Genomic DNA, 21,453 nt, shown 5'->3' on the forward strand with positions numbered 1-21,453 from the left:
GGTTCAGGTGCCAAAGACCTCGGAATGGATTTGGTTCGCAATCACCCCCGATGCCTCAAGGCCGCCTTTCAGATCGGCCATGAAATCCAATGGGCCGCACAGCAAATACCGGGCCTTGGGTCCGGCATTCAATGCCATCAAATCCTGCGCCGTGATCCGGCCCTTGATGTCAAAATCCCGCCTCGCCACGTCATTGAACTCGGGCGCACTGTAGTAGATCTGTTTCCGTGCGGCCGGGCTGTTGGCAATCAGGCGGTCAGCTTCGCCCCGCAATGCGTGAAATCGCCCATTGCGCGCGGCGTGTACGAACCAGATCGGACGATCAGGGTGTTGCGCCACAGCCTGATGCAGCATGGCGATCATCGGGGTCACGCCAACGCCGGCGCTGACCAGGACTAGGGGGCTGTCGCCCGGTGGGATCAGGAAATCTCCGGCCGGCGGTTTGGCCTCGATCACGTCACCCACTTGCACCGTGTCGTGCAGAAAGCGGGACGCCGTGCCGTCAGGCTCGCGTTTCACAGTGATCCGGTAGTGATCTTCGACCGGGCTGCCGGACAGGGTGTATGTCCTGCGCAGTTTTGTGTCGTGTGTCGGAAGGTCGAGTGTAATCGGCAGGTGCTGCCCGGCACGGAATGGGGTAAGTGACCCCCCCTCGGCGGGCCGCAAGTGGAATGAGGTGACCCCTTCAGCCTCGGTCACCTTGTCCGTAACAACCAGTTGTCTCGATGGTGTCGGTTTAGCCGACCATCTCAGCGATAGCGCGGTTGGTCGGTCGATCACGGCGTCAACCTGGACGTCGATCATGCGCAGGATGTTTGGATCGCGCGCTTCGGCTGGGGTCCAGTCGATCTCAGCCCGCCCGGACAGGTGCAAGAGCCCTCCGGTCGCGAAATCGACAAATAGCAGCCCGATGCGGGGGTTCTCCAACAGGTTGCCAATCGTGTTGAAGAAGTTGTTGCCGGAATAGTCGGGTATACGCAGACGCTTCTCGTCAACCACTCGGACAAATCCGGGTGTCCCGCCACGATGAGAGGCATCAAACCCGTTCGACGCCGCCTGATGCGGACCTTGCCGACCGGACCCAATGAACAGGGTATCTGATGTGCGGATACGGGCCATCTGCGCCGGGTTGAGGCGGTCTGAGACCTCTGCCTCTTTCAGATCGCGATTGGCGACACGGTGCCAGTCGCGTTCGTTGATATATTGGGGGCAGTTGCCAAAGCTCTGGCGGATGTCGATGGTGAAACCGGTATCGGTCGGGCGGGTCCGACCGCTGAACCGATTGCGCCGCCGCGTCGCCAACTCGATGCCGATAGCGCCCATATCAGCGCCATTCCCCAGGGTTTCCACCAACGGATCCTGTGGGTCAATCGCCGTTGCAACGGTCAGCGTTCGGGGATCAGGCGAGTGAACGAACCCGTCCGGGCCTTCAATGATCGTTGCCCATATGCGACCTTCTGCATCGCTGGACGCAGCCACCAGAAACGGCTGCGCCTGATAGAAGGCACGATGCTGGTCCGGCAGATAGTCGCGAATGTACGGCGCCGCCCTACGGGCTATATCGCCCGCACCTGCCCGCATCTGCGCCGCCAGTTCGCCCGCATGAAACGGAGATTCTGTGCCCGACATGCTTTTGCCTCCTTTAGGTGGATTTAAAGACCCAGATCGCTAAGCCCCGGATGGTCGTCCGGGCGGCGGCCCAAAGGCCAGTGGAACTTGCGCTCTTGCTCTGCAATTGGCAGTTCGTTGATGCTGGCAAACCGGTGGGCCATGTAGCCGTTATCGTCGAACTCCCAGTTTTCATTGCCGTAGGCCCGGAACCAGTTTCCGCTATCGTCGCGGTATTCATAGGCGTAGCGCACCGCGATGCGGTTGCCGTCATGCGCCCAGAGTTCCTTGATCAGGCGATAATCCAGTTCCTTGTTCCATTTGCGGGTCAGAAATTCCTCGATTTCGGCGCGGCCAACGGGGAACTCGGCCCGGTTTCGCCATTGGCTGTCCGGTGTGTAGGCAAGTGCAACCTTGGCCGGGTTGCGGCCATTCCATCCGTCTTCCGCCAGGCGGACCTTTTCAATGGCGGTTTCGCAGGTGAAGGGCGGAAGAGGATGGCGGGGGGCTTCGGGTGTCATGACGGATCTCCGGTCAGTTACATGGCGCAGTCGGTCAGGAAACAAGGCCGGCGGCAGTTGCGGGCATCGGCTCGAACCCGTCCAGCGCCTCGAACCGGGCGATCCACGCACGCACATTCGGATAGGGATCGAGCGAAACGTTCCCCTCGGGCGCGTGGGCAGTGTAGGAATAGGCGGCCACATCTGCGATGGTCGGTCGATCGCCGACCAGCCAGTCGCGGCCTTCCAGCCCTTGTTCAAGTTTTTGCATCGCCTTGGCCGCGGTTGCGGTGGCGAAATCGACGTCCAGAGGTGCCCCAAATACCGTGATCAACCGCGCCGCGCAGGACCCGAATGCGATCTCACCCGCGGCGAGGGTCAGCCAGCGCTGCACTGCTGCTTCGCCCACCGCATCGGTCGGCATCCAGTCGGGCGCGTATTGCCGGGCCAGGTACACAAGGATCGCGTTGGAATCCGAGACCACAACATCGCCATCCTCAAGCACTGGGACTTGTCCGTTGGGGTTCATCTCCAGGAACTCGGGCGTTTTATGCGCGCCTGCGACAAGATCGACGAAAACGGCCTCGTGGGCGATCCCGGCCAGCTTGGCAAAGACCAGGGCGCGGTGTGCGTGGCCGGATTTCGGGAAATGGTGGATACGTACTGAGTTCGACATTTGTCAGCTCCTGTCATGCGCGGATTTGCTTCTGCGGCTATAGATACAGCTTGCCACAATGCGCGATAATGGGCAGTTTTAGGGGATCATTAAGCCTTGAAAGGGCGCAACACTCATGGACAAGATCGACCGAATGCGCGCCTTCGCGCTGGTGGCGCAGAACGCCTCGTTCACTTTGGCGGCCCAGCGGCTGGGGCGGTCGTCTCGTTTGGTCAGCAAATACGTGGCCGATCTGGAGGAGGCACTGGGCGTTCAGCTTCTGAACCGGACCACCCGCAGCGTGTCCCTGACGGATGCGGGGGCGACCTATCTGGCAATGTGTGAACCGCTTCTGGACGGGTTCGATGAAATGGAGGAGGCGGTGCGCAATGCGCAGACCTCCCTGCGCGGGGTGATACGGATTTCCGCACCGACAGGATTCGGATCACTGCGGCTTGCCCCGTCGCTGGCCACCTTTGTTGACAAGCACACAGAGGTTGAGATTGACCTCAACCTGTCCGACCGCCGGGTGTCGATTGTCGAGGAAGGTCTGGACTTGGCGATCAGGATCGGGCCGACACGGGACAGTTCCCTCAAGATGCGACGGTTGGGGCCGATGCCGCTGATAGTATGTGCGTCTCCTGCCTATCTCGAACGTGCAGGTGTGCCCGCGCATCCAAGTGCCCTTGCCACGCATGAATGCATTCTGGACGGCAATATGAGCGACCCTGCGGTCTGGCGGTTCAATGTGGACGGGAAAGAGGTGGCGGTTCACGTCCATGGCCGCCTGCAGGCCAATGCGCCCGCAGCCACAGCACGGCTGGCCGCAGCGGGGGTGGCCGTTGCCAGATGTCCGGCGTACACGGTGGCCGACGCCCTCAAGACCGGAGAGCTGGTCGAGCTGTTCGCCGAACATCGCGTCACGCCTTATGTCGTGGCCGCACTTTTCCCGCAAAACCGGCGCCTGAGCACGCGGGTCCGCGCGTTGATTGACCATCTGGCAAGCGATGACCTGATCTGCAACGCCGGGGCGTGATGCCTTTGATCTATCGTTGCTTCGTCTCTTGACCAATCCCTGGCCCTTTGTATTCGTGGGGTTGCGCGTTGGATGATCCTCACCGCAATCACCGCCACCAACCCAGTGCTGAGCGCCGTCGGCACGGAATTTTGCCTTGCGCACGGCCATGGATTTCGCCCGAATCTGCAAGCAGTTTCACTTTGCGGCGGTTGCACTCAGACCTTCCTGCAGCGGTCGAAACGGTCTAGGCGCGCATCCGCGCGTGTTCGGGATCATAGGGTGAGGCAGGGATGACCCGCGCGCCGACCAGATCCCCATACATGTCGATCTGCACACGGGTCCCTTCGCCCGCCAGCGCGGGATCAATGAACGCGTAGGCCAGGTTCTGTCCGACCCGATGACCCCAATCGCCCGAGGTGACGGTGCCCACCACAGTGTCGCCCTGCATCAACGAAGCCCCGCCATGAGCCGGTGCGTGGGTGGCGTCGATCTGTAGCGCTACGAGCTGCTTGCGCTTGCCGCTGGCATGGCGTCCCAACAGGGCATACTTGCCGATGAAATCGCCTTTGGTCAGGTCTACGAACCGATCCAGACCGGTCTCATATGGGTCGAATTCCGTGAGAATGTCTGATTTCCAATGCAGAAAGCCTTTCTCCATCCGCATGGATTCAACCGCGCGCGCGCCAAACAGCTTCATGCCATGGGCCTCACCCGCCGCGCGCAACGCCAGATAAGCCGCATAGAGCGAGGCGTTGGGCATGTGGATTTCATAGGCCAACTCGCCCGAGAAGCTAATGCCCATAACCGTGGCCGGGGCAAACCCGACGAAACATTCGCGCACGGACAGCCAGGGGAAGGCCTCTTTTGACCAGTCGCCCCGGGCGCAGGCCGACAGAACATCGCGCGCTTTGGGGCCAGCCAGAACCAGAATGGTCTGGTCATTGGTCAGGGATCGGATGTGAACATCTTCATCCTCTTTGATGTGCTGGGTCAGCCAATCCATGTCGTGATACTCACTGGCCGCAGCCGAGCCGTACCACACACGCTCTGGCCCACGATCCGAGGCAGGTAGGTTTGCGACGGTGGCTTCGGCTTTGACCATGCCGAGGTGGTTCAGTAGATAGCCTAGGCCCACGCGCCCATCGCGTTAGGTGACCGTGCCGCAGCACATGCGATCAAGGAAGCTGTGGCGATCAGTTCCGGTGATCTCAAACCGGTTGAAGCCGTTGACCTCGCACAGGCCAACATTCTCCTGCACGTTCTTCACATCGGCAGCGACGATGTCGAACGCCTCATTAAAGTTGAAGGCAAGCGTGGGGTGAAAATCGGGCGATGGCTTGAGGTAGTCCATCCGCTCCCACCCGTTCACAACGGTAAACTCGGCCCCTTCTGCCGCCAGTACAGGCGTCAGCGGAGTTGTCTTGGCTGGGCGTCCGGCGGGGCGATGTTCATGCGGGAAGTGAAAACGGAATTCGTTCTGGTAGTCCTCGATAGCCTTCAGGGAGGTCAGTTCCACATTCGTATGGCCGGTAAATCGGCGCGGATCGAGGCACCATGTGTCATAACAAGCCTCACCATGAACAATCTGTTGCGCCAGTAGCCAACCATGGCCGCCGCCTTCGCCCAGCCCTGCGCGCAGGCCAATGATGCAGAAGGCATTGCGTTTGCCAGGGATCGGGCCGACCAGAGGGGCCCCGTCGATGGTATAGGTGATCGGTCCGTTCACAATGGATCGGATGCCTGTTTCTTCCAAAGCTGGCATACGCTCGAACGCTCCGGCAAGAACGTCCATGACACGTTCCAGATCGTCGGGGCAGAGGGCGTTTACAAAGTTCGGATCTATACCGTCCATGCCCCAGGTTTTGCAGTCCTGCTCATAGAACCCGACCAGCAGCCCACCCTTTTCCTGACGGCAGTAATAGTCACTGATCGGGCAGCGCAGCAGCGGCATCCGGTGACCGGCTTTGGCAATGCCAGGAATATCTTCCGTTAGGAAATACTGATGCTCCATCGAGGCGACGGGATGGTGAACCCCCATCATCGCGCCCACTTCGTTCACGCGGTAGCCACAGGCATTGACGACGATGTCACACTCAATGTCGCCATGTTCCGTATGCACGGTCCAGGTGTCATCCTTTTGCTGGGTCAGCGCGGTGACCGGAGTATTGCGGTACACCTCAGCCCCAGCCTTGCGGGCGTGATAGGCCAGCGCCTGACACAGCTGGGCCGGGTCGATATCCCCGTCCAGAGGGTCCCACAATCCGCCCAGCAGGTTGGTGGTCGATATCAGAGGGTGGCGGCGGGCGCATTCCTCAGCGTCGATTACCTCAAAATGCACGCCCATCCCACGCGCCATCGAAGTGAAGTGGCGGTAGCCCTGCATTTGCGCTTGGGTATTGGCCAGCCGGATGCCGCCATCGGCATGGTGGTAGTTGATCGGATATTCCGAGTTCTCGGAGAGTTCCTTGTACAGGTTGATCGAATGCGTCTTCAGCCCGACCATGGTCTGGTTCATACCGAAATTCGTCACCTGCGCCGCCGAATGCCATGTCGTCCCGCTGGTCAGTTCGTTCCGCTCGACCAGAACAACGTCGCTCCAGCCTTCCTGCGTCAGGTGGTAAAGCGTCGAGCATCCGGCAATGCCTCCGCCGATGACAACAACTTTGGTACGGGATTTCATGACAGGTGAGCCTCCGGTGTTCGCTTGCCCTGCATACGAAGGCCGTTTTTTATAACGTGCAATTGTAGAGTGATATATTGAGACGTTTTCAAAATTAAAAATCCAATTTGTCGAAGAGGCGAATGATCAAGTTGCGAAGACCTTCGCCCTACATGGCCGCGAGACCGCAGTTTTGAATGCCGCGTCTGCGCAGCTGCCCTCGGGCGTGGCCTGTTCCATGACCGACGCCAAGGCCATGGACGCACAATATGGGATGGAGAAAGGCATAACCTCCATGGCTGCGGCCTTGGCGGGTGGGAACCTGATCTACGAAAGCTCGGGTATGACCGCATCATTGTTGGGGGCGAGTTTTGAGGCTTTCGTGCTGGATGATGAGATGCATTCCAATACCTATCGCGCCTTGCGCGGGGTTGGGGTAACGGACGAGAACCTCGGGTTCGATGCGATTTGTGATGCCGTTCTGGGTGATGGCACTTCTTGGGTGGCCAGCACACTCATGCCGCGATGGAACGGGATTACTTCTACCCCACGCTGGCTGATCGCGCCGAGCCGCGCACATGGGCTGAAAATATTGCGCAGTCAAAGCGTGGTCTCGGATCAGCGCGCGCATCCTGCCATCTAACAGGTCCAAAACGGACCGCGAACAATCGCGTGTAGAGACAATCGCAAGCGTGCGGGCAAAGCTTTTACCCGGAAACTTGTGCATGCTGAGATTTGATTGAAACCTTTTGGCACGCGAGAACAGCAAAGGGGTGGTGATGGTCCAGTCCGCACCTGCGGCGACCATGGCCATCAAATTCTGGTCGTTGTGGCATTCGAAATTGGACTGCGGTAAAAGCCCCAGCCGTCGCATCTGGGACTCGATCTGCCGGGCGATGATCAGATTGCCGGAAAACCGCAAGAACGGCAGTTAGGTCCGCCCTTCGACAATGTCCGAAATTGGAAGAGAAATAGCTGTCATGAATTGAAACTATTGTTGGCAAATTATCAGATCAATCAGAAGCTGCACCCGCCGCCGGGAAAGCCGCTGCCTTTTCGTGTTGCAGATGACACAACACCGTGAAGATACGCTATTCCCTTTTTCTTTCACGGCGCCGTTCTTTAATCGTACCCCAAGAAAATGGCTCGATCCTGCGGAAGTCGTGAAATTGGGGAATGAGGCAATCAATGTTGGAAAACAGGTCTCTTTGTTCTTTTCATCCAAACGCACTGGCATGTGAAGACGGCTCCACCGTGCCAGTTGTAGACAGCCCCGAGGCCAACCATGCTTGATGCCCGTATTCGCCCTTTGATCGATCCGCCACTGAACGCGATTGGCCGGGGGTTGGCGGCGCGTGGTGTCTCGGCTGACCTTGTGACACTGGCGGGTCTGGGGTTTGGGCTGTTGGCCGCTGGGGCGATTGTTCTGGGTTTGCAGGTTCTGGCCGTCCTGTTCATTCTTTCGTCGCGTCTGGCGGATGGGCTGGATGGGGCAATCGCGCGTGCTGGTCGCAAGACCGACTTTGGCGGCTACCTTGATATCACCTGCGATTTTCTGTTCTACGGCGCGATTCCCATGGCGTTTGTCTGGGCGGACACGTCGGCAAATGCACTGGCCGGAGCATGGTTGCTGGTCAGCTTCTACTTCAACGGCGCGACCTTCCTGGGCTATGCAATCCTCGCCGAAAAACGCGGGCTGGAGTCGCAGAAACACGGCGCCAAGTCGCTTTACTTCACCGGTGGTCTTCTGGAAGGCACTGAAACCATCGCCTTCTTCATCGCAATCTGCCTGCTGCCTGCATGGTTCAGCCCAATGGCATGGGCGTTTGGCGCGATTTGCTTTGTCACCGCCATTTCGCGCATCCTGTTGGCGCGGCAGGTCTTCACTCACTCGGAATAAACGCAAGGAAAACCCATGAAACATCTATTTGCTGCCCTCTGCGCGGCGCTGGCCGGAACAGCATGGGCTGAACCTGATCCCGCAAACTGGCAGGACGTGTTGGCCGAAGCCAATGGCCAGACCGTCTATTGGAACGCATGGGGTGGTTCGACCACGATCAATGACTTCATCGAATGGGTCGGAACCCGCGTCGAAGAGGAACATGGCGTCAAGCTTGAGCATGTGAAGCTCTCCGATACGGCCGATGCGGTCAGCCGGGTGATCGCCGAGAAGTCCGCCGGTCAGGACACGGACGGAGCGATTGATCTGATCTGGATCAACGGCGCCAATTTCAGTGCCATGAAAGAGGCCGATCTTCTGTTCGGACCCTTTGCCGAGGCTCTGCCTAACTGGCGCCTTGTGGATGTCGAGGGCAAGACCGTCACCACTGATTTCACCGTCCCGACCGAAGGGTTCGAAAGCCCTTGGGCCATGGCGCAAGTCGTGTTCATCTATGACAGCGAAGTTCTGCCCGAACCGCCCAAATCCGCTGAGGCAATTCGTGAATGGGCGGCTGCGAATCCGGGTCGTTTTACCTTCCCCCAGCCCCCTGATTTTCTGGGAACGACGTTCCTGAAACAGATGCTGATCGAACTGGTCGAGGACCCGGCCATCCTGCAACAGCCAGCCGGTGACGACTATGCGCAGGTGACGGCGCCGCTGTGGGACTGGTTGCAGGATGTGACGCCCGACCTCTGGCGTGCAGGTCGTGCCTATCCGCAAACCGGGCCGAGCCAGCTGCAACTGATCAACGATGGCGAAGTCGACATGGCGATCAGCTTCTCTCCGGGTGAGGCGACAACCGCCATCGCCAACCAGCAGCTGCCGGAAAGCGCGCGCACTTTCGTTCTGGAGGATGGAACACTGGGCAATGCCAGCTTTGTGGCCATCCCCTACAATGCCTCGGCCAAGGCGGGTGCCATGGTCATTGCCGATTTCCTGATGAGCCCCGAGGCGCAGCTGCGCGCGCAAGACCCGGAGGTATTGGGCTTTAGCACCGTGCTGGACATGGCCGCTCTGCCCGCCGACGATCGCGCCAGATTCGACGCGTTGGAGCTGGGCGTGGCAACCCTGTCGCCCGCCGAGCTTGGCCAAGCTTTGCCTGAGCCGCATCCCAGCTGGATGACCCGGATCGAAGCGGATTGGGCCGAGCGCTACGGCGTTGGCAACTGACCTCAGCCCCGGCAAACGATGGGGGCTGGCTCCGACGCTGACTATGGCGTTGCTGCTGGGTCCCATCGCAGCCGGGCTATTGGGAACGATCCTCCCGGCCTTCGGAGGCATGCGCCCGGACGGGCAAAACGGGTTCTCATTTGATCCATGGACGCGCCTCTGGGCCGAGCCCGGCGTGGGCCAAGCCCTCTGGCTGTCGTTCAAAACCGGTTTCCTTTCGACACTTGGGGCGCTGATCGGGTGTTTTCTGCTGATCGCAGGTTGGCAGGGCACACGCGCGTTTTCGCGGCTTGAGGCGCTGCTATCGCCCCTTTTGTCCGTACCCCATGCGGCGGCTGCGCTGGGGCTGGCGTTCCTGATCGCGCCGTCTGGCTGGGTTGCGCGGCTCATCTCGCCCGGTCTGACGGGATGGACACGCCCTCCGGACGTGTTGATCCTGCAAGACCCCGGTGGGTGGTCCCTGATTGCAGGACTGATGGTTAAAGAACTGCCGTTTCTGCTGCTGATGTCGCTGGCCGCGTTGCCGCAGATCAAATCGGCCGAGCGGATGCGTGTGACGCAGGTGCTGGGCTACGGCAGGGTTCGGGGGTGGTTTCTGGCCGTGATGCCTGCGCTGTACAAACAGATCCGGCTGCCGATCTATGCGGTCTTGGCTTACGCGATGTCGAATGTGGATGTCGCGATGGTTTTGGGGCCGTCGCGCCCGCCGACTTTGTCCATGTTCATCCTGCGTTGGATGACGGACCCCGATCTTGCTTTGCGCGCGCCCGCTGCGGCGGCTGCGTTGGTTCAGTTGGGGCTGGTGGCCGCAGCCATCATGGTCTGGCGGGGTGGTGAAAGGGCCGTTGCCGGGCTGATCAACCGTGGTGTTGAAAGCGGAACGCGCGGCATGGGCTTGCGCGACACCGCCCTCAGAACCGTTGGCCTCGTGGTGTCACTTACGGCGGGGATCGCGGTGTTTGGCGGTTTGGTCAGCCAGTTCATCTGGTCTTTTGCCGGACGTTGGAGGTTTCCCGACGCGCTACCAACCAGCTTCAGCCTGATGTCCTGGGAGCGCCACGGCCCGGACGCTGTTGAGGTCACCTTGATCACCTTGGCACTGGCCTTTGCCACCGCACTGATCGCTCTGGTTCTGGTGATCGGCTGTCTGAACGCGGAACTCCGCGCCGGGCGCACGATGAACAGGACCGGTATGGTAATCCTTTATATGCCACTCATCCTGCCTCAGATTGCCTTTCTGCCGGGCCTGCAGATCTTGATGATCCAGATAGGAGCGGCGCAAGGCGTCTTCCCCGTGGTCCTGACCCATTTGGTCTTCGTTCTGCCCTACGTGTTTCTGGCCTTGGCCGGCCCTTACCGAGCGCTCGACCGCCGCTATGCCACGATTGGCAGCGCTATGGGGCTGGGACCGGTTGGAGTGCTCTGGCGTATCCGTCTTCCGATGCTGTTGGCTCCGATCCTGACGGCGCTTGCAGTGGGGATGGCGGTATCGGTCGGCCAATATCTGGCTACCCTTCTGGCTTCGGGCGGGCGGCTGAACACGTTGACCACCGAGGCGCTGGCGCTGTTTTCAGGCGGCGATCGTCGTGCAATAGGGGTCTGGACCATCGCGCTGGCGTTCACGGCATGGCTGCCGTTCCTGCTGGCCTTGATGATCCCCGGAATTGTCTTTCGCAACAAAAGTGGATTGCGCCATGATTGAAAACGGTCTCTCACTGGATCAGCTTTCGATCTCTCACGCCGATGGCAAAGGGCTGGTGCAGCTATCGGCTGACATTGCACCCGGAGAGGTCCTGAGCTTGATGGGGCCATCCGGGGTTGGGAAATCAACCGTTCTTGCGGCAATCACCGGAACTTTGTCGCCCGCCTTTCACTTGGCGGGGCGTATCACGTTGAACGGAAGGGTTTTGAATGCCTTGCCGCCGCAGAAGCGGCGCGTTGGGATCCTGTTTCAGGACCACCTGCTATTTCCACACCTGTCTGTTGGTCAGAATGTCGGCTTTGGCCTGCCGCCCCGCACCCCCGACCGGGCCGCGCGCATTCAAGCCGCCCTGTCCGAGATCGGACTGGACGCGTTTGAAGCCCGCGATCCCGAGACCCTGTCCGGAGGTCAGCGTGCCCGTGTGGCCCTGATGCGGATGCTTCTGGCGGAACCTGACGCGTTGCTTTTGGATGAGCCTTTCTCGCGCCTTGATGTTGGTCTCAGGGGCAGAATGCGGGACCTCGTCTTTACCCGAGCCCGCGCGGCGCGGCTGCCGGTCTTGCTGGTGACGCATGACATCGCAGACGCCGAGGCCGCAGGGGGCAGGGTTGTGACACTGCCCGAATAGCGGTTTTGGTCGAGATCATCAGCTTTGTCTGGTTCCGGCGCACTTGCCTAATTTGTCAATTCGGACAGGTACTTGATCGCCGTCAGGCTGGGCAGGAACGTGTACGCTCCGCCGCGTGTGTGGATCAGGCGGGGAAAGCCGTGCAGCCGGATCGTGCCGCCGTCGGGCAGGTTGAGATCGAACCAGCTGGTTTCCGGCGTGTTCGCCCCAAGCAGAGGGTCATTGGCCCCCGTGATCGTGGGGTCGTGCAGGCCAAGGTTGATCCAGTCGCACATCACCGCTTCGAACTGCGCGCCGATATTGGCGCCGATGAAGCTGCCCAGCAGGCCGCGCTCAGCCGTGTCGGGGTTTTTGGGGTCGAAATCCGGGCCGTAGGACATGCCACGCCGCACCAGACGCCGCGTGTAATTGGCGATGCGCTGCACGATCCGGCCGCCACGCGGGTTGCCTCGTCGCAGATGCGACCCGACAGGACAGCGGGAATGGGCGTTGTAGTTGAAATTGGTCAGTGAGACCTCATGCTCGGGCCATTGCGCATCCGGTGACAGCTCGTATGGAACACCGTTGCGCCAGCGACCGCACATTTGCGCCGCGACAACTTCGCGCAGCGCGCCGTGGATGTCCAGGCCTTCGCCGATGCGATCCAGATTGTTCGGATCGACCAGTTTGTCGCGATCCGGGTGATCCATCAGGTCATCGGCGGCTTTGTCCAGATAGGCCTCGAAGGCGGTCGCATCCTGCGCCAGAATCCGGAACGCGTTGAACGACCCGTTGAAGCCGAGCGCATTGGGCGAGGGAACGCGAAACAGAACCCCCTCTTGCCGTGTGGGATAACCCAGAAGGGCGGTGCCTAGCGGGTCAATGGGCTCGTCGACACCGGCCTGTTCTGGGTCAAAGACCTGCTCGAACCGAGGCTGAGATATTCCGTCGACATAGCCGAAGAACACCTTGCCATCGGCCAGATTGCGGCCGTCGCGTTTGCCCAGAATGGTGAAGGCCGCGCCAACCTGTTTCTCGACTTGGTCGAGGTGATCCTGAACGTCCGAATAGACCGACGCCATGATGTGAACACGGTCCGGCTGATCAAACGGCGCCGCCCAGTGGTCCGGGGCGCTGGTGCCGAAATCCCCCAGCTTCATCGCGCGTTTCGTCATGCCCTGCACGAATTCGCGTGGGAAGGTCTTCAGATGCTCGGGGGCGGTGCCAAGGGCGTGCAGCCCTGCATAGGTGATACCGATGTTGAAACAGAAGGGCGGCTTGACCTGCCACAATACGCCACGGGTGATCGCCGGAACGCTTTCACTGCCGCCGTCTACAGCGGTCGCCAGAAACCGGCGGGCCGCCGCGCGGTCGGTGACTTCAAGAAACAGATGGCGCACCAGATCGCGGCGATAACCGCGCAGGATGTTGCCCTGAATGTCGGCGAGATCGAGTTTTGCAGTCACCAGCCTTGTCCAAATTTTTGGCGCACTTGCGCAGCGGAAACGCCCGGATAGGCGCGATAACCGCCCCCCAGCGACAGGTTAGGGTTCGCGTAGAGTTGCAGAACAAACGCACGCGGAAGGGTTTCCAGCCGATGCGGCGGCTGGTTCGGAGGCAGCCCTTTCGCCTCGTCCTGCAGGCCGAACAGGTCGGTCGGGAAATCGGGGGCCTGAAACAGATCGTGTTCATGGACCCAGTCGATGAACTCTTCGACGTTGTGTTCGGTCGGGATCAGGTGTTCCGCCCCGTCCACGAGCGAGATGACATCGTTGAACACACTGCCGATGGTGGTGATGAAATCCCGAATGTAGTTGCTGAAATCGCCGTCATAGACCGAAATCATGCAAATCTTGTCGTCGATCAGCAGAAACCGGGCGAAATGCACCGTTCCGACATTGTCGAGCCCGGCAAAGATCTCTTCGACATTTTGGGCGATGGCCAGCGCAGCGTGGGCGCGTCCGGCGGGCGAGGGGTCTTTCAGCGGCATGATCAGGTTCATCATGCGCTGCACGTTCTCGCTGGGTTGCGGTGAAGGGCGCGGGCCGCCGGGCAGTTTCGGCTTGGGGTCGCGCCAGTGCCAATAGGGCACAACGATATAGCGCGACAGGAACTTGAACCACCCCCGGTCCGGCAGGGTGTTGACGTAGCGGTTGAACCAGCTGTTCTGACGAGTCATGGCCTTACCCCTTCGAGAACGGGCAAGGGGACCCGCCGCGCCAAACGCTTGAGAATTTGTACGATTCGATGCGCATTTTCAGCACCGGATCATCCGATGCCTCGATGCCGGGGGTCAGCAGTCCGGGATTGAAGCTGAGCTTTTCGGCGTGTTCTACCTGATCCTCAGGCACGGCGTTCAGCGTGAGAACACCCATCATGATCCGCTTGCGATGAGGCGGCCAGGGGCGCGAGGAGTTGTTGAAATCGTCTCCGACCTCGCCGATTGTCATCATCAGCGAGAACCGCGCAGGCTCCTTGGCGAGACGTTCCCTGAGTTCGGCCTGCAGATAGTCATCCACTGGCGTTTCATCCGGGTCGGTGTTCAGCACACCTGCGATGGGCTGCCACGAGAACCGCACCCAGCGTCGCACGTTATCGGCTCCGGTCACGATGAATGTATGGCAGGCGTGATAGGCCGCCCGCGCATAGCTGGTCGGCGCGCCGATCTGGGCGGCCTGCAATACACCAAGCTGAGAATAGGCGTTCCTGTCGGCAAACCCGATGGCACCTTCGTCCGGGCTGATCGTCTCGCCCGGATAGGGGTCGCGTTCAGGCAGCATCAGTTGAAGGTAGTTCCAGATTTTCTGCCACGGGGTCTGACCGTTGTAGAGCTTGGGCTTTGCGGCCTCGGCGAAATCCAGAAATTTCTCAGGCGTCGGGGTGAAGAACTCGGGCAGGTTCATCGCGATCAGGTCGGTATCGGACCCGTCCGACAGGTGAAACCGCACCGCCAGACCCCGGACATCGGACCAGCCATCATGCACCACTGCGCAGCCTGACCCGTTTGAGAACCGAACAATCACATCCGTCTTTTCTGTGGTGAAATGATCCGCGGTGCAGAAATTCCGGGCGATGGGCGTGGGCTTGAAATAGCCGGTCGCACTTATCCCGATTGTGTGAACGGGACGCAGGGCCGGATCACCATCTGGACGATGCAGAACTTCTACCAGCTTCTCGGCAAGGCCGGGATCGCTCATAACTTGACCACCTGTTAACTGAAGTTACCCCCAAAACGTGGCGTTAACCATAAACACTGGTCGGGCAAAGGCAACAGAAAGAATACATAATACCCGGCGAAGCCACTGTTTGATCACACAAAACCGAGGTCGGCTACCATTTGTTCAGCATGTCTTTCGCATGGGTCCAGTATTCACTTTGCCGGCAGGCGTAGAATGCCTTTTCCATCAGGTCGTAGGATTCAGGCCGGTGCGTAGCCAGCCCCACGACCTTGGGGAGCGGAGGGTTCAGACGCACCATCCGCTCTTTCAATACAAGATGGGCCATCCAATGCTGGTTTTCGGCTGATGTGGTAAGAAGCATTTCGATCAACGCCCCCCGAGGCGCGCCCGACGTGATGCCGAACCATTTCAACAGGCCCCAGTCATCGGGGTTCTTGATCATCTCCTCCGAGATGTCTGTCGGCTGTTGACCGGTGCCGATCGATAGCGCCTCGACATGTGCCAACCCTTCGGCGCGGCCCGTGGCGATGGCCACATTGATGCCGTTCATGACCGGGTTGTTGGCAAAAGTCCCGCCATCCACGAAATAGCCATAGTCCACACCGTCCGAGATGATCTGATGCGGTGGAAAATAGGATGGTGCGGCCGAGCTTGCCATGGCGACGTCCAGCAGGCCGACATCGCTCATATCCAGCCATTGTTTATGGCCCAGCGTCTGGTTTGTGATAGTGAACGGAGACCACCCCACCTTGTCGCTGCGATGCAGGCACACGGTGTTGACCGCCAGAACCAGATCCGGCGACAGAGAATTGACTTTGCGGTCGCCCACAAGACTGCGCCCGATCTCCTCCAGCCCGGTGGCGTTGTATTGCGAGGCGGTGATGCCGGGACCTCCGCCCAGTTTGAACCGCCGCAGCACCTCATCCAGCGCCTTGTCCAGAAAGCTGTGTTCGTTTTCGCGGAAGATCTTGTCGGCATCTTCGCGGTAATGCGCTGCAAGGTCGCCAATCAGCTGGCCCAAATCCTTGCCCTGCGTCCGACCATCCGCCAATGCCACGGCGATCAGCCCACCGGTCGAAGTGCCCGCGAAGCCGTCGGCCTTGTCCAGAAAGCCGGTCTCTTCCTGCAGGCTTTGCAGGATCAGGCAGGTCAGGTAGCCCCTGATCCCCCCGCCATCACAGGACACGAGTCTGAATACCATTCGATGCGCCTCATCGCTTTTTTGTTGCTGGGGTTTTTAGAATATTTGGCATGGTAAAAGCCAGCCGTTTTGCGGCCCGTTTAGGCGCATCTCGCGCACCAAATTGGAAAAAGCCTTGCGAAAACCAGCATTTGTCAGCACAGTTCGCCGCGAAAAGGACGGGCTTGGCCCGCAATGGCCGACCCCGCCGGGGGCCACGGCGCAAACAGGGAGTTGAGGCAATGGCGTTGGAACTACATGAGATGTGCAGCGGGCTGGGCTTTCCCGAAGGTCCGGTTGCGATGAATGACGGCTCGGTCCTGTTCGTGGATATCAAAGAACAGACCCTTGCGCGCCTGTCCGTCGATGGCACCGTCAGTGTGGTGGCCGAAATCCCTGGTGGCCCCAATGGCGTGGCGATTGGCCCGGACGGGGCGGCGTATGTCTGCAACAATGGCGGCGTCTACAGTTTCGTGCCCTACGGCCCCGATGATATCACCGTTCCCGCCCCCATTCGCCCCCATTACAAAGGCGGGTCCGTGCATCGGGTCGATCTTGAGACCGGAGAGGTCACGATGCTGTTCGACTCCTACGAGGGGAAACGGCTGATCGCGCCCGACGATCTGGTCTTCGACAAGGAGGGCGGGTTCTGGTTCACCGATACCGGGATCGAGGACGCGGAATCCACGCGCTATGGTGGGCTGTACTACGCCACGATTGACGGCAAGACCCTGATCAAAGCTGCCACGATCCCGATGCCCAATGGGGTTGGGCTGTCGCCGGATGGCGACACCGTCTATGTCTCGGATACGGTGTTTGGGCGACTTTGGGCGATGAAGATCACGGGCAAGGGGCAGGTCGCGCCCGGCCCGATTCCCGGGATGCCGGGGCAGGTGGTGCAGACCTTGCCGGGGTATCAATGGCTCGACAGTCTCAAGGTCGAGGCCGACGGACGGGTTTGTGTGGCGACGATTTTCAACGGCGGGATCACCGTGTTCAGCCCTGACGGGTCAACCGAACATGTCGCCATCCCTGACCTCTTCACCACCAATATGTGTTTTGGCGGCGACGACATGCAGGATATTTGGATCACGGCGTCCAGCACAGGCAAAATCTACAAAGCCAGATGGCCTCGTCCGGGATTGAAGCTGGAGTTTACGGCTTGATGCAAAGGCCGCCTGCCTTGCGTGGGCGAGGTCAGCAGATGCTTGAGCGATAGCCAATAGCGGATCAAGAATTCGGTGTGTCGCAGGTGTGGCCTGTCTACATGGAACAAGAAGGGCAGGGCCTTGGCCCGCCTACCGAGGCTCAGCCTGCCGGCGCGGGTGTGACAAGCCAGGTAATAACGCTGCGGTCCAGTTGGCGGTAGCCGATGTCGAAGACCGCCCCTGCCGTGACCGTATTCTCCAACGATTTGGTCAACCGCAGCCGCAGGACGGTTTCGCTGGGCGCGCAGTGCAGTTCGGCATGGTCAAACCCAAAGAACTGTTGAACCGCCGGGAACAGGGCCTTGTAGAGTGTCTCTTTGGCCGAGAATACAAGTGTTGCCGTCAACGCCGGCGCGCCGCTTTCCTGGATGAGCCGGGTTTCTTCGGGCTGCAAAGCGACCTTGAAAATCGCATCCAGTGAGGATCCTTCGGCGATGTCCTCTATATCGACGCCAACCAAAGTTCTGGGCTGATCAGTAACAATCGCCGCACAGCGCCCCTTTGAATGCGTGATCGAGCCTGCCACACCTGCGGGCCAGATCGGTTCACGGTTGGGGCCTGTGGCGATCTGCGTCGACGCATGCCCCGTTGACGCCAAAGCGGCCAACGCCACGCTGCGGCTTGCCAGATACTCGGCCTTTCGCTTTTCAACGGCCCTGTGCAAACGATCCGGGCAGTCGACGTCCAGCGTCGTGAAAAGGCCTTCTGCAAAACGGGATTGATCAAACCTTGCGATCACAGCGGTCGCTGTTACAGACCCGATGTCCATGGTCCGCACGTCCTTCAGGAACCCGTTGGAGCGTGTTTCAAGGGAAGAGAGGTGTTGGGCGGGTAGTGTCATGGCCCCCTTGGCTTCCCTCAAGCGTCGCGCCACGTCAATCCGGTTTTTCAAATCGTATGACATCTGCGCAGTGGGGCAGCTTGAATTGTCGCGTACCATTTGAGGGCATCCGCCAAAACCCACCGCTCGCCCAAAGGGTTGGAGGCTAAGCGCCCCTCATACCCTCGAAACGCGTAGATGCGCGCAGCCTACGATCGGATTTGGATCAAGCGTCTGAAAGTGCGGAGATATCGGCCTTTGTCCACACGCAGTCGTGGTCAGAAAGCGGCGTGCCAGTGGCCGAGATCGAACTCAACACGCCTTTGTTTATGGGCGTGAAACCCCGCCCGGCCAGCCAATCCAGTTTCATCTTTCGGTCCGGATGTGGCGTGATCAGGCTAGGGCGGGTCGTGTCGCCCTCGGCCGTAAACGCCCACGAATAGCCTTGATCTTCGGCCAGTGCGAACAAGGTTTCGCGGCGCCAGTCGAAATCGGGGGGTAGGTGGTTGCCGGTGTTCAGATCTCCGCCGATCAGAACGGGCATATCGGGGGCGAAGGCGTCAATTTCCCGTAGCAGAAGTTCGAACTGCATTTGCCGGTGTTCAGCGGCGGAATTGCTTTCCAGATGGGTTGAGACCACGCAGATCGGCCCTCGTTCGGTTGGCACCACGGCGGCAATGGCCATGCGTCCGCCGACCCGGGGTTGTTCGGGATCGGCAGCGCCACTTTCGGGGGTAAACCAGTGGCCGTGGTCATCCAACCGGATCAACGCCGTGCGCTCAAACGGGACCGAGGATAGAACGGCGTTGCCGTGCCAGCCGGTTGTGTTGAAATCATCGGAGCAAAAGGCGCGCTCGGTCGGGCCGCCCAAATCAAGCTCGTGAAACTCGACGCCAAAGGCGTAGGTCATTCCGAGGGCGCGGGCGACCTCGTCGGTGGTGTGGCGTTGCGCGGTGCGGGCCATGCCGCAATCGACCTCGGACAATAGAACGATATCTGGCGCGATCGGGGCCAGATGCGCGGCAGTCTCTTCGGGAAACAGGCAGCGTTCAACATTCCACGCGGCGACGGTGATCTGCGCGGGCAGTTGGTCTGCTGTCGCTTCGCCGCCCAATTGCAGCGCGTTCATCGCGGGCAAAGATGCCATCAGCGACCGATGTGCCTTCGTTGTGCGTGGGGCGGCCAGGATTTCAGCCCGCTGGTCAGATGTCACAGCGGGCAAAACCGCGACAGTTTGTGTGATCAAAGGACTTTTCCCGTTTCCACGTCGAACAGACGCAGGGCGTCGTGTTTCAGGGTGATGCGGGTCTCGCCCGTGTGCACGCTATGGTCCTTGCCGACCATGACCGTAAACGGCTGGTCCGCAAGTTTGCCGTGCAGCAGCCGATGGGCACCAAGTTCTTCGAGGATGTCGACCTGGAACGAGATGGATCCATTCTCATCCAGTTCGACATCCTCGGGGCGTACACCCATGGTCAACGGGCCGTTGACGGCCTGCGGCGCGGGCATCAGCCCGTCATAGCCGTTGAGGCGCACTTGTCCGTCTGACGCTTCGGCCTCGATAAGGTTCATGGGTGGGGCACCCATGAACGAGGCGACGAAGGTAGAAGCCGGATTGTGGTAGATCTCGGAGGGGGTACCGATCTGCTCAATCCGGCCTGCGTTCAAAACGATGATCCTGTCGGCCATCGTCATCGCCTCGACCTGGTCATGGGTTACGTAAACTGCCGTCGTGCCAAGACGACGCTGCAGGGCTTTGATCTCGATCCGCATCTGGTTGCGCAGCTTTGCGTCGAGGTTCGAAAGGGGTTCATCAAAGAGGAACAAGGCAGGGTCGCGCACGACGGCACGGCCCATGGCGACGCGCTGGCGTTGACCACCGGACAATTGCGCCGGTTTGCGGTCGAGATATTCGGTCAGGTTCAGCATTTTGGCGGCGTCTTCGACCTTGGCGGCGATCTCGGACGCAGGCGTGCCGCGGTTCTTCAGGCCATATCCAATGTTCTTGCGTACTGTCATATGCGGGTAAAGCGCGTAGTTCTGGAACACCATCGCGATGTCCCGATCTGCCGGGTCCACGTCATTGACCACCCGGTCGCCGATTTTCAGCGTACCTTCGGTGATATCCTCGAGCCCTGCGATCATCCGCAACAAGGTGGACTTGCCGCACCCCGACGGGCCGACCAGAACGACGAACTCGCCGTCCTGAATGGTGAAGCTTGTGGTCTGAACGGCCTTGAAGCCGTTGGGATAGACCTTGCGGATGCCCTCTAATGATACCTGAGCCATGCGCGTATTCCTTATTTGTCGGATTCTGTGAGGCCCTTAACGAACCAATTCTGGAAGAAGATGACGATCGCCACCGGCGGGATCATCGCAACGATGGCCAGAGCCAGCGCTTGTCCATGCTCGGGGATCTGACTGTCGGTGTAGGTCAGCACGATCTGTTTGATCCCACGGACCAGCGTGAAGAAGCTTTCATCCGTCGTGATCAGCGTTGGCCACAGGTACTGGTTCCAGCCAAAGACGAACATGATGATGAAGATCGCGGCAATCATCGTGCGGCTGAGCGGGACGAGGATGTCGATAAAGAACTTCCACGGCCCTGCGCCGTCGATCCGGGCGGCCTCGGCCAGTTCTTCGGGGACGGACATAAAGAACTGCCGGAAAAAGAACGTGCCTGTGGCCGACGCGATCAGGGGAACGATCAGACCGGTATAGGTGTTGGTCAGACCCAGTTTCTGAATTGCCTCGTAAGAGGGCAGGATGCGGACCTCAAGCGGCAGCAAAAGGGTGGTGAAAATCGCCCAGAAGGCCAGTGTTGCAAAGCGAAGGCGGAAATAGACGATGGCATAGGCGGCCATCATCGAGATGATGATCTTGCCCACGGCAAAGCCGATGCCAAGGATGAAAGAGTTCATCAGCATCAAGGTGCCGTCAACGGTCTGCGTGAACCCGCCTTTTTCAAACATGGCGGCGTTGAAGTTCTTGCCCAGATCGTCGCCAAGGCCAAGCTGGATGCCCTCGCGGTGGATGGTCACCGCATCGTGGCTGGCTGTGGTCAGCGCCAGCAAAGGCGGCAGGATCATCAGCAAGGACCCAAGGATGAGGACAAAGTGATCTCCGATCGTTTCCCAGCGGATTCGGCGGGATTTGCGGGTCACGGCGGGTGTGTCGAGTGTGGTGTCGGCCATGATATCCTCCC

19 protein-coding genes and 2 pseudogenes are annotated in these 21,453 nt (G+C 60.0%); 9 read left to right on the forward strand and 12 right to left on the reverse strand.

The window, feature by feature from the left end:
- Nucleotides 1–3: 3 nt before the first annotated feature.
- Genes AC2FD8_RS07970 through AC2FD8_RS07980 form a run of 3 tightly spaced genes read right to left on the reverse strand, consistent with a single transcriptional unit; the run spans nucleotide 4 to nucleotide 2,784 of the window.
- On the reverse strand, nucleotides 4–1,629 hold the full coding sequence (locus tag AC2FD8_RS07970) for an FAD-binding oxidoreductase (protein ID WP_496855115.1): 1,626 nt from the start codon (nucleotides 1,627–1,629) through the stop codon (nucleotides 4–6).
- A gap of 23 nt (nucleotides 1,630–1,652) precedes the next feature.
- Nucleotides 1,653–2,129, reverse strand: coding sequence for a nuclear transport factor 2 family protein (locus tag AC2FD8_RS07975; RefSeq protein ID WP_496874297.1), 477 nt, complete (start codon nucleotides 2,127–2,129; stop codon nucleotides 1,653–1,655).
- A 34-nt stretch (nucleotides 2,130–2,163) separates the two neighbouring features.
- Entirely contained in the window at nucleotides 2,164–2,784 is a 621-nt protein-coding gene (locus AC2FD8_RS07980; RefSeq protein WP_496855111.1) for a glutathione S-transferase family protein, read from the reverse strand.
- 115 nt (nucleotides 2,785–2,899) lie between these two features.
- Here AC2FD8_RS07980 and AC2FD8_RS07985 point away from each other — a divergent pair, with 115 nt between their 5' ends.
- On the forward strand, nucleotides 2,900–3,799 hold the full coding sequence (locus AC2FD8_RS07985; RefSeq protein ID WP_496855109.1) for a LysR family transcriptional regulator: 900 nt from the start codon (nucleotides 2,900–2,902) through the stop codon (nucleotides 3,797–3,799).
- Between the two features lie 226 nt (nucleotides 3,800–4,025).
- Here the strand turns inward: AC2FD8_RS07985 and AC2FD8_RS07990 are convergent.
- Nucleotides 4,026–6,461 (reverse strand): annotated as a pseudogene (locus AC2FD8_RS07990) (GcvT family protein).
- A 235-nt stretch (nucleotides 6,462–6,696) separates the two neighbouring features.
- Between AC2FD8_RS07990 and AC2FD8_RS07995 the strand changes: the two are divergent.
- The 7 genes and pseudogenes from AC2FD8_RS07995 to AC2FD8_RS08025 form a co-directional block, all read left to right on the forward strand.
- Nucleotides 6,697–6,858: pseudogene (locus AC2FD8_RS07995) on the forward strand (trimethylamine methyltransferase family protein); the annotation flags it as partial.
- 107 nt (nucleotides 6,859–6,965) lie between these two features.
- The gene (locus AC2FD8_RS08000) at nucleotides 6,966–7,118 is read left to right on the forward strand and encodes a hypothetical protein (protein WP_496855107.1); all 153 of its coding nucleotides are present in this window, start codon (nucleotides 6,966–6,968) and stop codon (nucleotides 7,116–7,118) included.
- Between the two features lie 101 nt (nucleotides 7,119–7,219).
- The gene (locus AC2FD8_RS08005; protein WP_496855105.1) at nucleotides 7,220–7,375 is read left to right on the forward strand and encodes a hypothetical protein; all 156 of its coding nucleotides are present in this window, start codon (nucleotides 7,220–7,222) and stop codon (nucleotides 7,373–7,375) included.
- A 350-nt stretch (nucleotides 7,376–7,725) separates the two neighbouring features.
- Complete coding sequence (locus AC2FD8_RS08010) at nucleotides 7,726–8,340, forward strand: CDP-alcohol phosphatidyltransferase family protein (RefSeq protein WP_496855103.1); 615 nt, start codon at nucleotides 7,726–7,728, stop codon at nucleotides 8,338–8,340.
- Between the two features lie 15 nt (nucleotides 8,341–8,355).
- Nucleotides 8,356–9,552, forward strand: coding sequence for an ABC transporter substrate-binding protein (locus tag AC2FD8_RS08015; protein WP_496855101.1), 1,197 nt, complete (start codon nucleotides 8,356–8,358; stop codon nucleotides 9,550–9,552).
- Nucleotides 9,542–11,254, forward strand: coding sequence for an ABC transporter permease (locus AC2FD8_RS08020; protein WP_496855099.1), 1,713 nt, complete (start codon nucleotides 9,542–9,544; stop codon nucleotides 11,252–11,254). The genes AC2FD8_RS08015 and AC2FD8_RS08020 overlap by 11 nt, the downstream gene beginning before the upstream one ends.
- Nucleotides 11,250–11,882 carry an ATP-binding cassette domain-containing protein gene (locus AC2FD8_RS08025; protein ID WP_496855377.1) on the forward strand — a complete coding sequence of 211 codons (633 nt, stop codon included), beginning with the start codon at nucleotides 11,250–11,252 and terminating at the stop codon, nucleotides 11,880–11,882. Before AC2FD8_RS08020 ends, AC2FD8_RS08025 begins: the two co-directional genes overlap by 5 nt.
- A gap of 47 nt (nucleotides 11,883–11,929) precedes the next feature.
- Here the strand turns inward: AC2FD8_RS08025 and AC2FD8_RS08030 are convergent, their stop codons facing one another.
- The 4 genes from AC2FD8_RS08030 to AC2FD8_RS08045 form a co-directional block, all read right to left on the reverse strand.
- Nucleotides 11,930–13,327, reverse strand: a complete 1,398-nt coding sequence (locus AC2FD8_RS08030) for a Dyp-type peroxidase (protein WP_496855097.1) — start codon at nucleotides 13,325–13,327, stop codon at nucleotides 11,930–11,932.
- Entirely contained in the window at nucleotides 13,324–14,040 is a 717-nt protein-coding gene (locus tag AC2FD8_RS08035; protein ID WP_170376913.1) for a hypothetical protein, read from the reverse strand. Before AC2FD8_RS08035 ends, AC2FD8_RS08030 begins: the two co-directional genes overlap by 4 nt.
- A 4-nt stretch (nucleotides 14,041–14,044) precedes the next feature.
- A complete protein-coding gene (locus AC2FD8_RS08040; RefSeq protein ID WP_496855095.1) occupies nucleotides 14,045–15,058 on the reverse strand; it encodes a catalase in 1,014 nt (337 codons plus the stop codon).
- 133 nt (nucleotides 15,059–15,191) lie between these two features.
- Complete coding sequence (locus AC2FD8_RS08045; RefSeq protein WP_496855094.1) at nucleotides 15,192–16,241, reverse strand: patatin-like phospholipase family protein; 1,050 nt, start codon at nucleotides 16,239–16,241, stop codon at nucleotides 15,192–15,194.
- 221 nt (nucleotides 16,242–16,462) lie between these two features.
- Between AC2FD8_RS08045 and AC2FD8_RS08050 the strand changes: the two genes are divergently transcribed.
- Nucleotides 16,463–17,386, forward strand: coding sequence for an SMP-30/gluconolactonase/LRE family protein (locus AC2FD8_RS08050; protein ID WP_496855092.1), 924 nt, complete (start codon nucleotides 16,463–16,465; stop codon nucleotides 17,384–17,386).
- A 142-nt stretch (nucleotides 17,387–17,528) separates the two neighbouring features.
- On the opposite strand, the gene AC2FD8_RS08055 is transcribed toward AC2FD8_RS08050, so the two are convergent.
- The 4 genes from AC2FD8_RS08055 to AC2FD8_RS08070 all read right to left on the reverse strand — a co-directional run bounded on the left by AC2FD8_RS08055 (nucleotide 17,529) and on the right by AC2FD8_RS08070 (nucleotide 21,442).
- Nucleotides 17,529–18,269, reverse strand: coding sequence for a 4'-phosphopantetheinyl transferase family protein (locus AC2FD8_RS08055; protein ID WP_496855090.1), 741 nt, complete (start codon nucleotides 18,267–18,269; stop codon nucleotides 17,529–17,531).
- A gap of 205 nt (nucleotides 18,270–18,474) precedes the next feature.
- On the reverse strand, nucleotides 18,475–19,494 hold the full coding sequence (locus AC2FD8_RS08060) for an endonuclease/exonuclease/phosphatase family protein (RefSeq protein ID WP_496874298.1): 1,020 nt from the start codon (nucleotides 19,492–19,494) through the stop codon (nucleotides 18,475–18,477).
- A complete protein-coding gene (locus AC2FD8_RS08065) occupies nucleotides 19,491–20,537 on the reverse strand; it encodes an ABC transporter ATP-binding protein (protein WP_496855088.1) in 1,047 nt (348 codons plus the stop codon). The genes AC2FD8_RS08060 and AC2FD8_RS08065 overlap by 4 nt, the downstream gene beginning before the upstream one ends.
- Before the next feature lie 11 nt (nucleotides 20,538–20,548).
- Nucleotides 20,549–21,442: an ABC transporter permease subunit gene (locus AC2FD8_RS08070; RefSeq protein WP_496855087.1), complete on the reverse strand. Its 894-nt coding sequence runs from the start codon at nucleotides 21,440–21,442 to the stop codon at nucleotides 20,549–20,551.
- Nucleotides 21,443–21,453 lie beyond the last annotated feature (11 nt).

This window comes from Ruegeria sp. YTSC192, assembly GCF_059609705.1.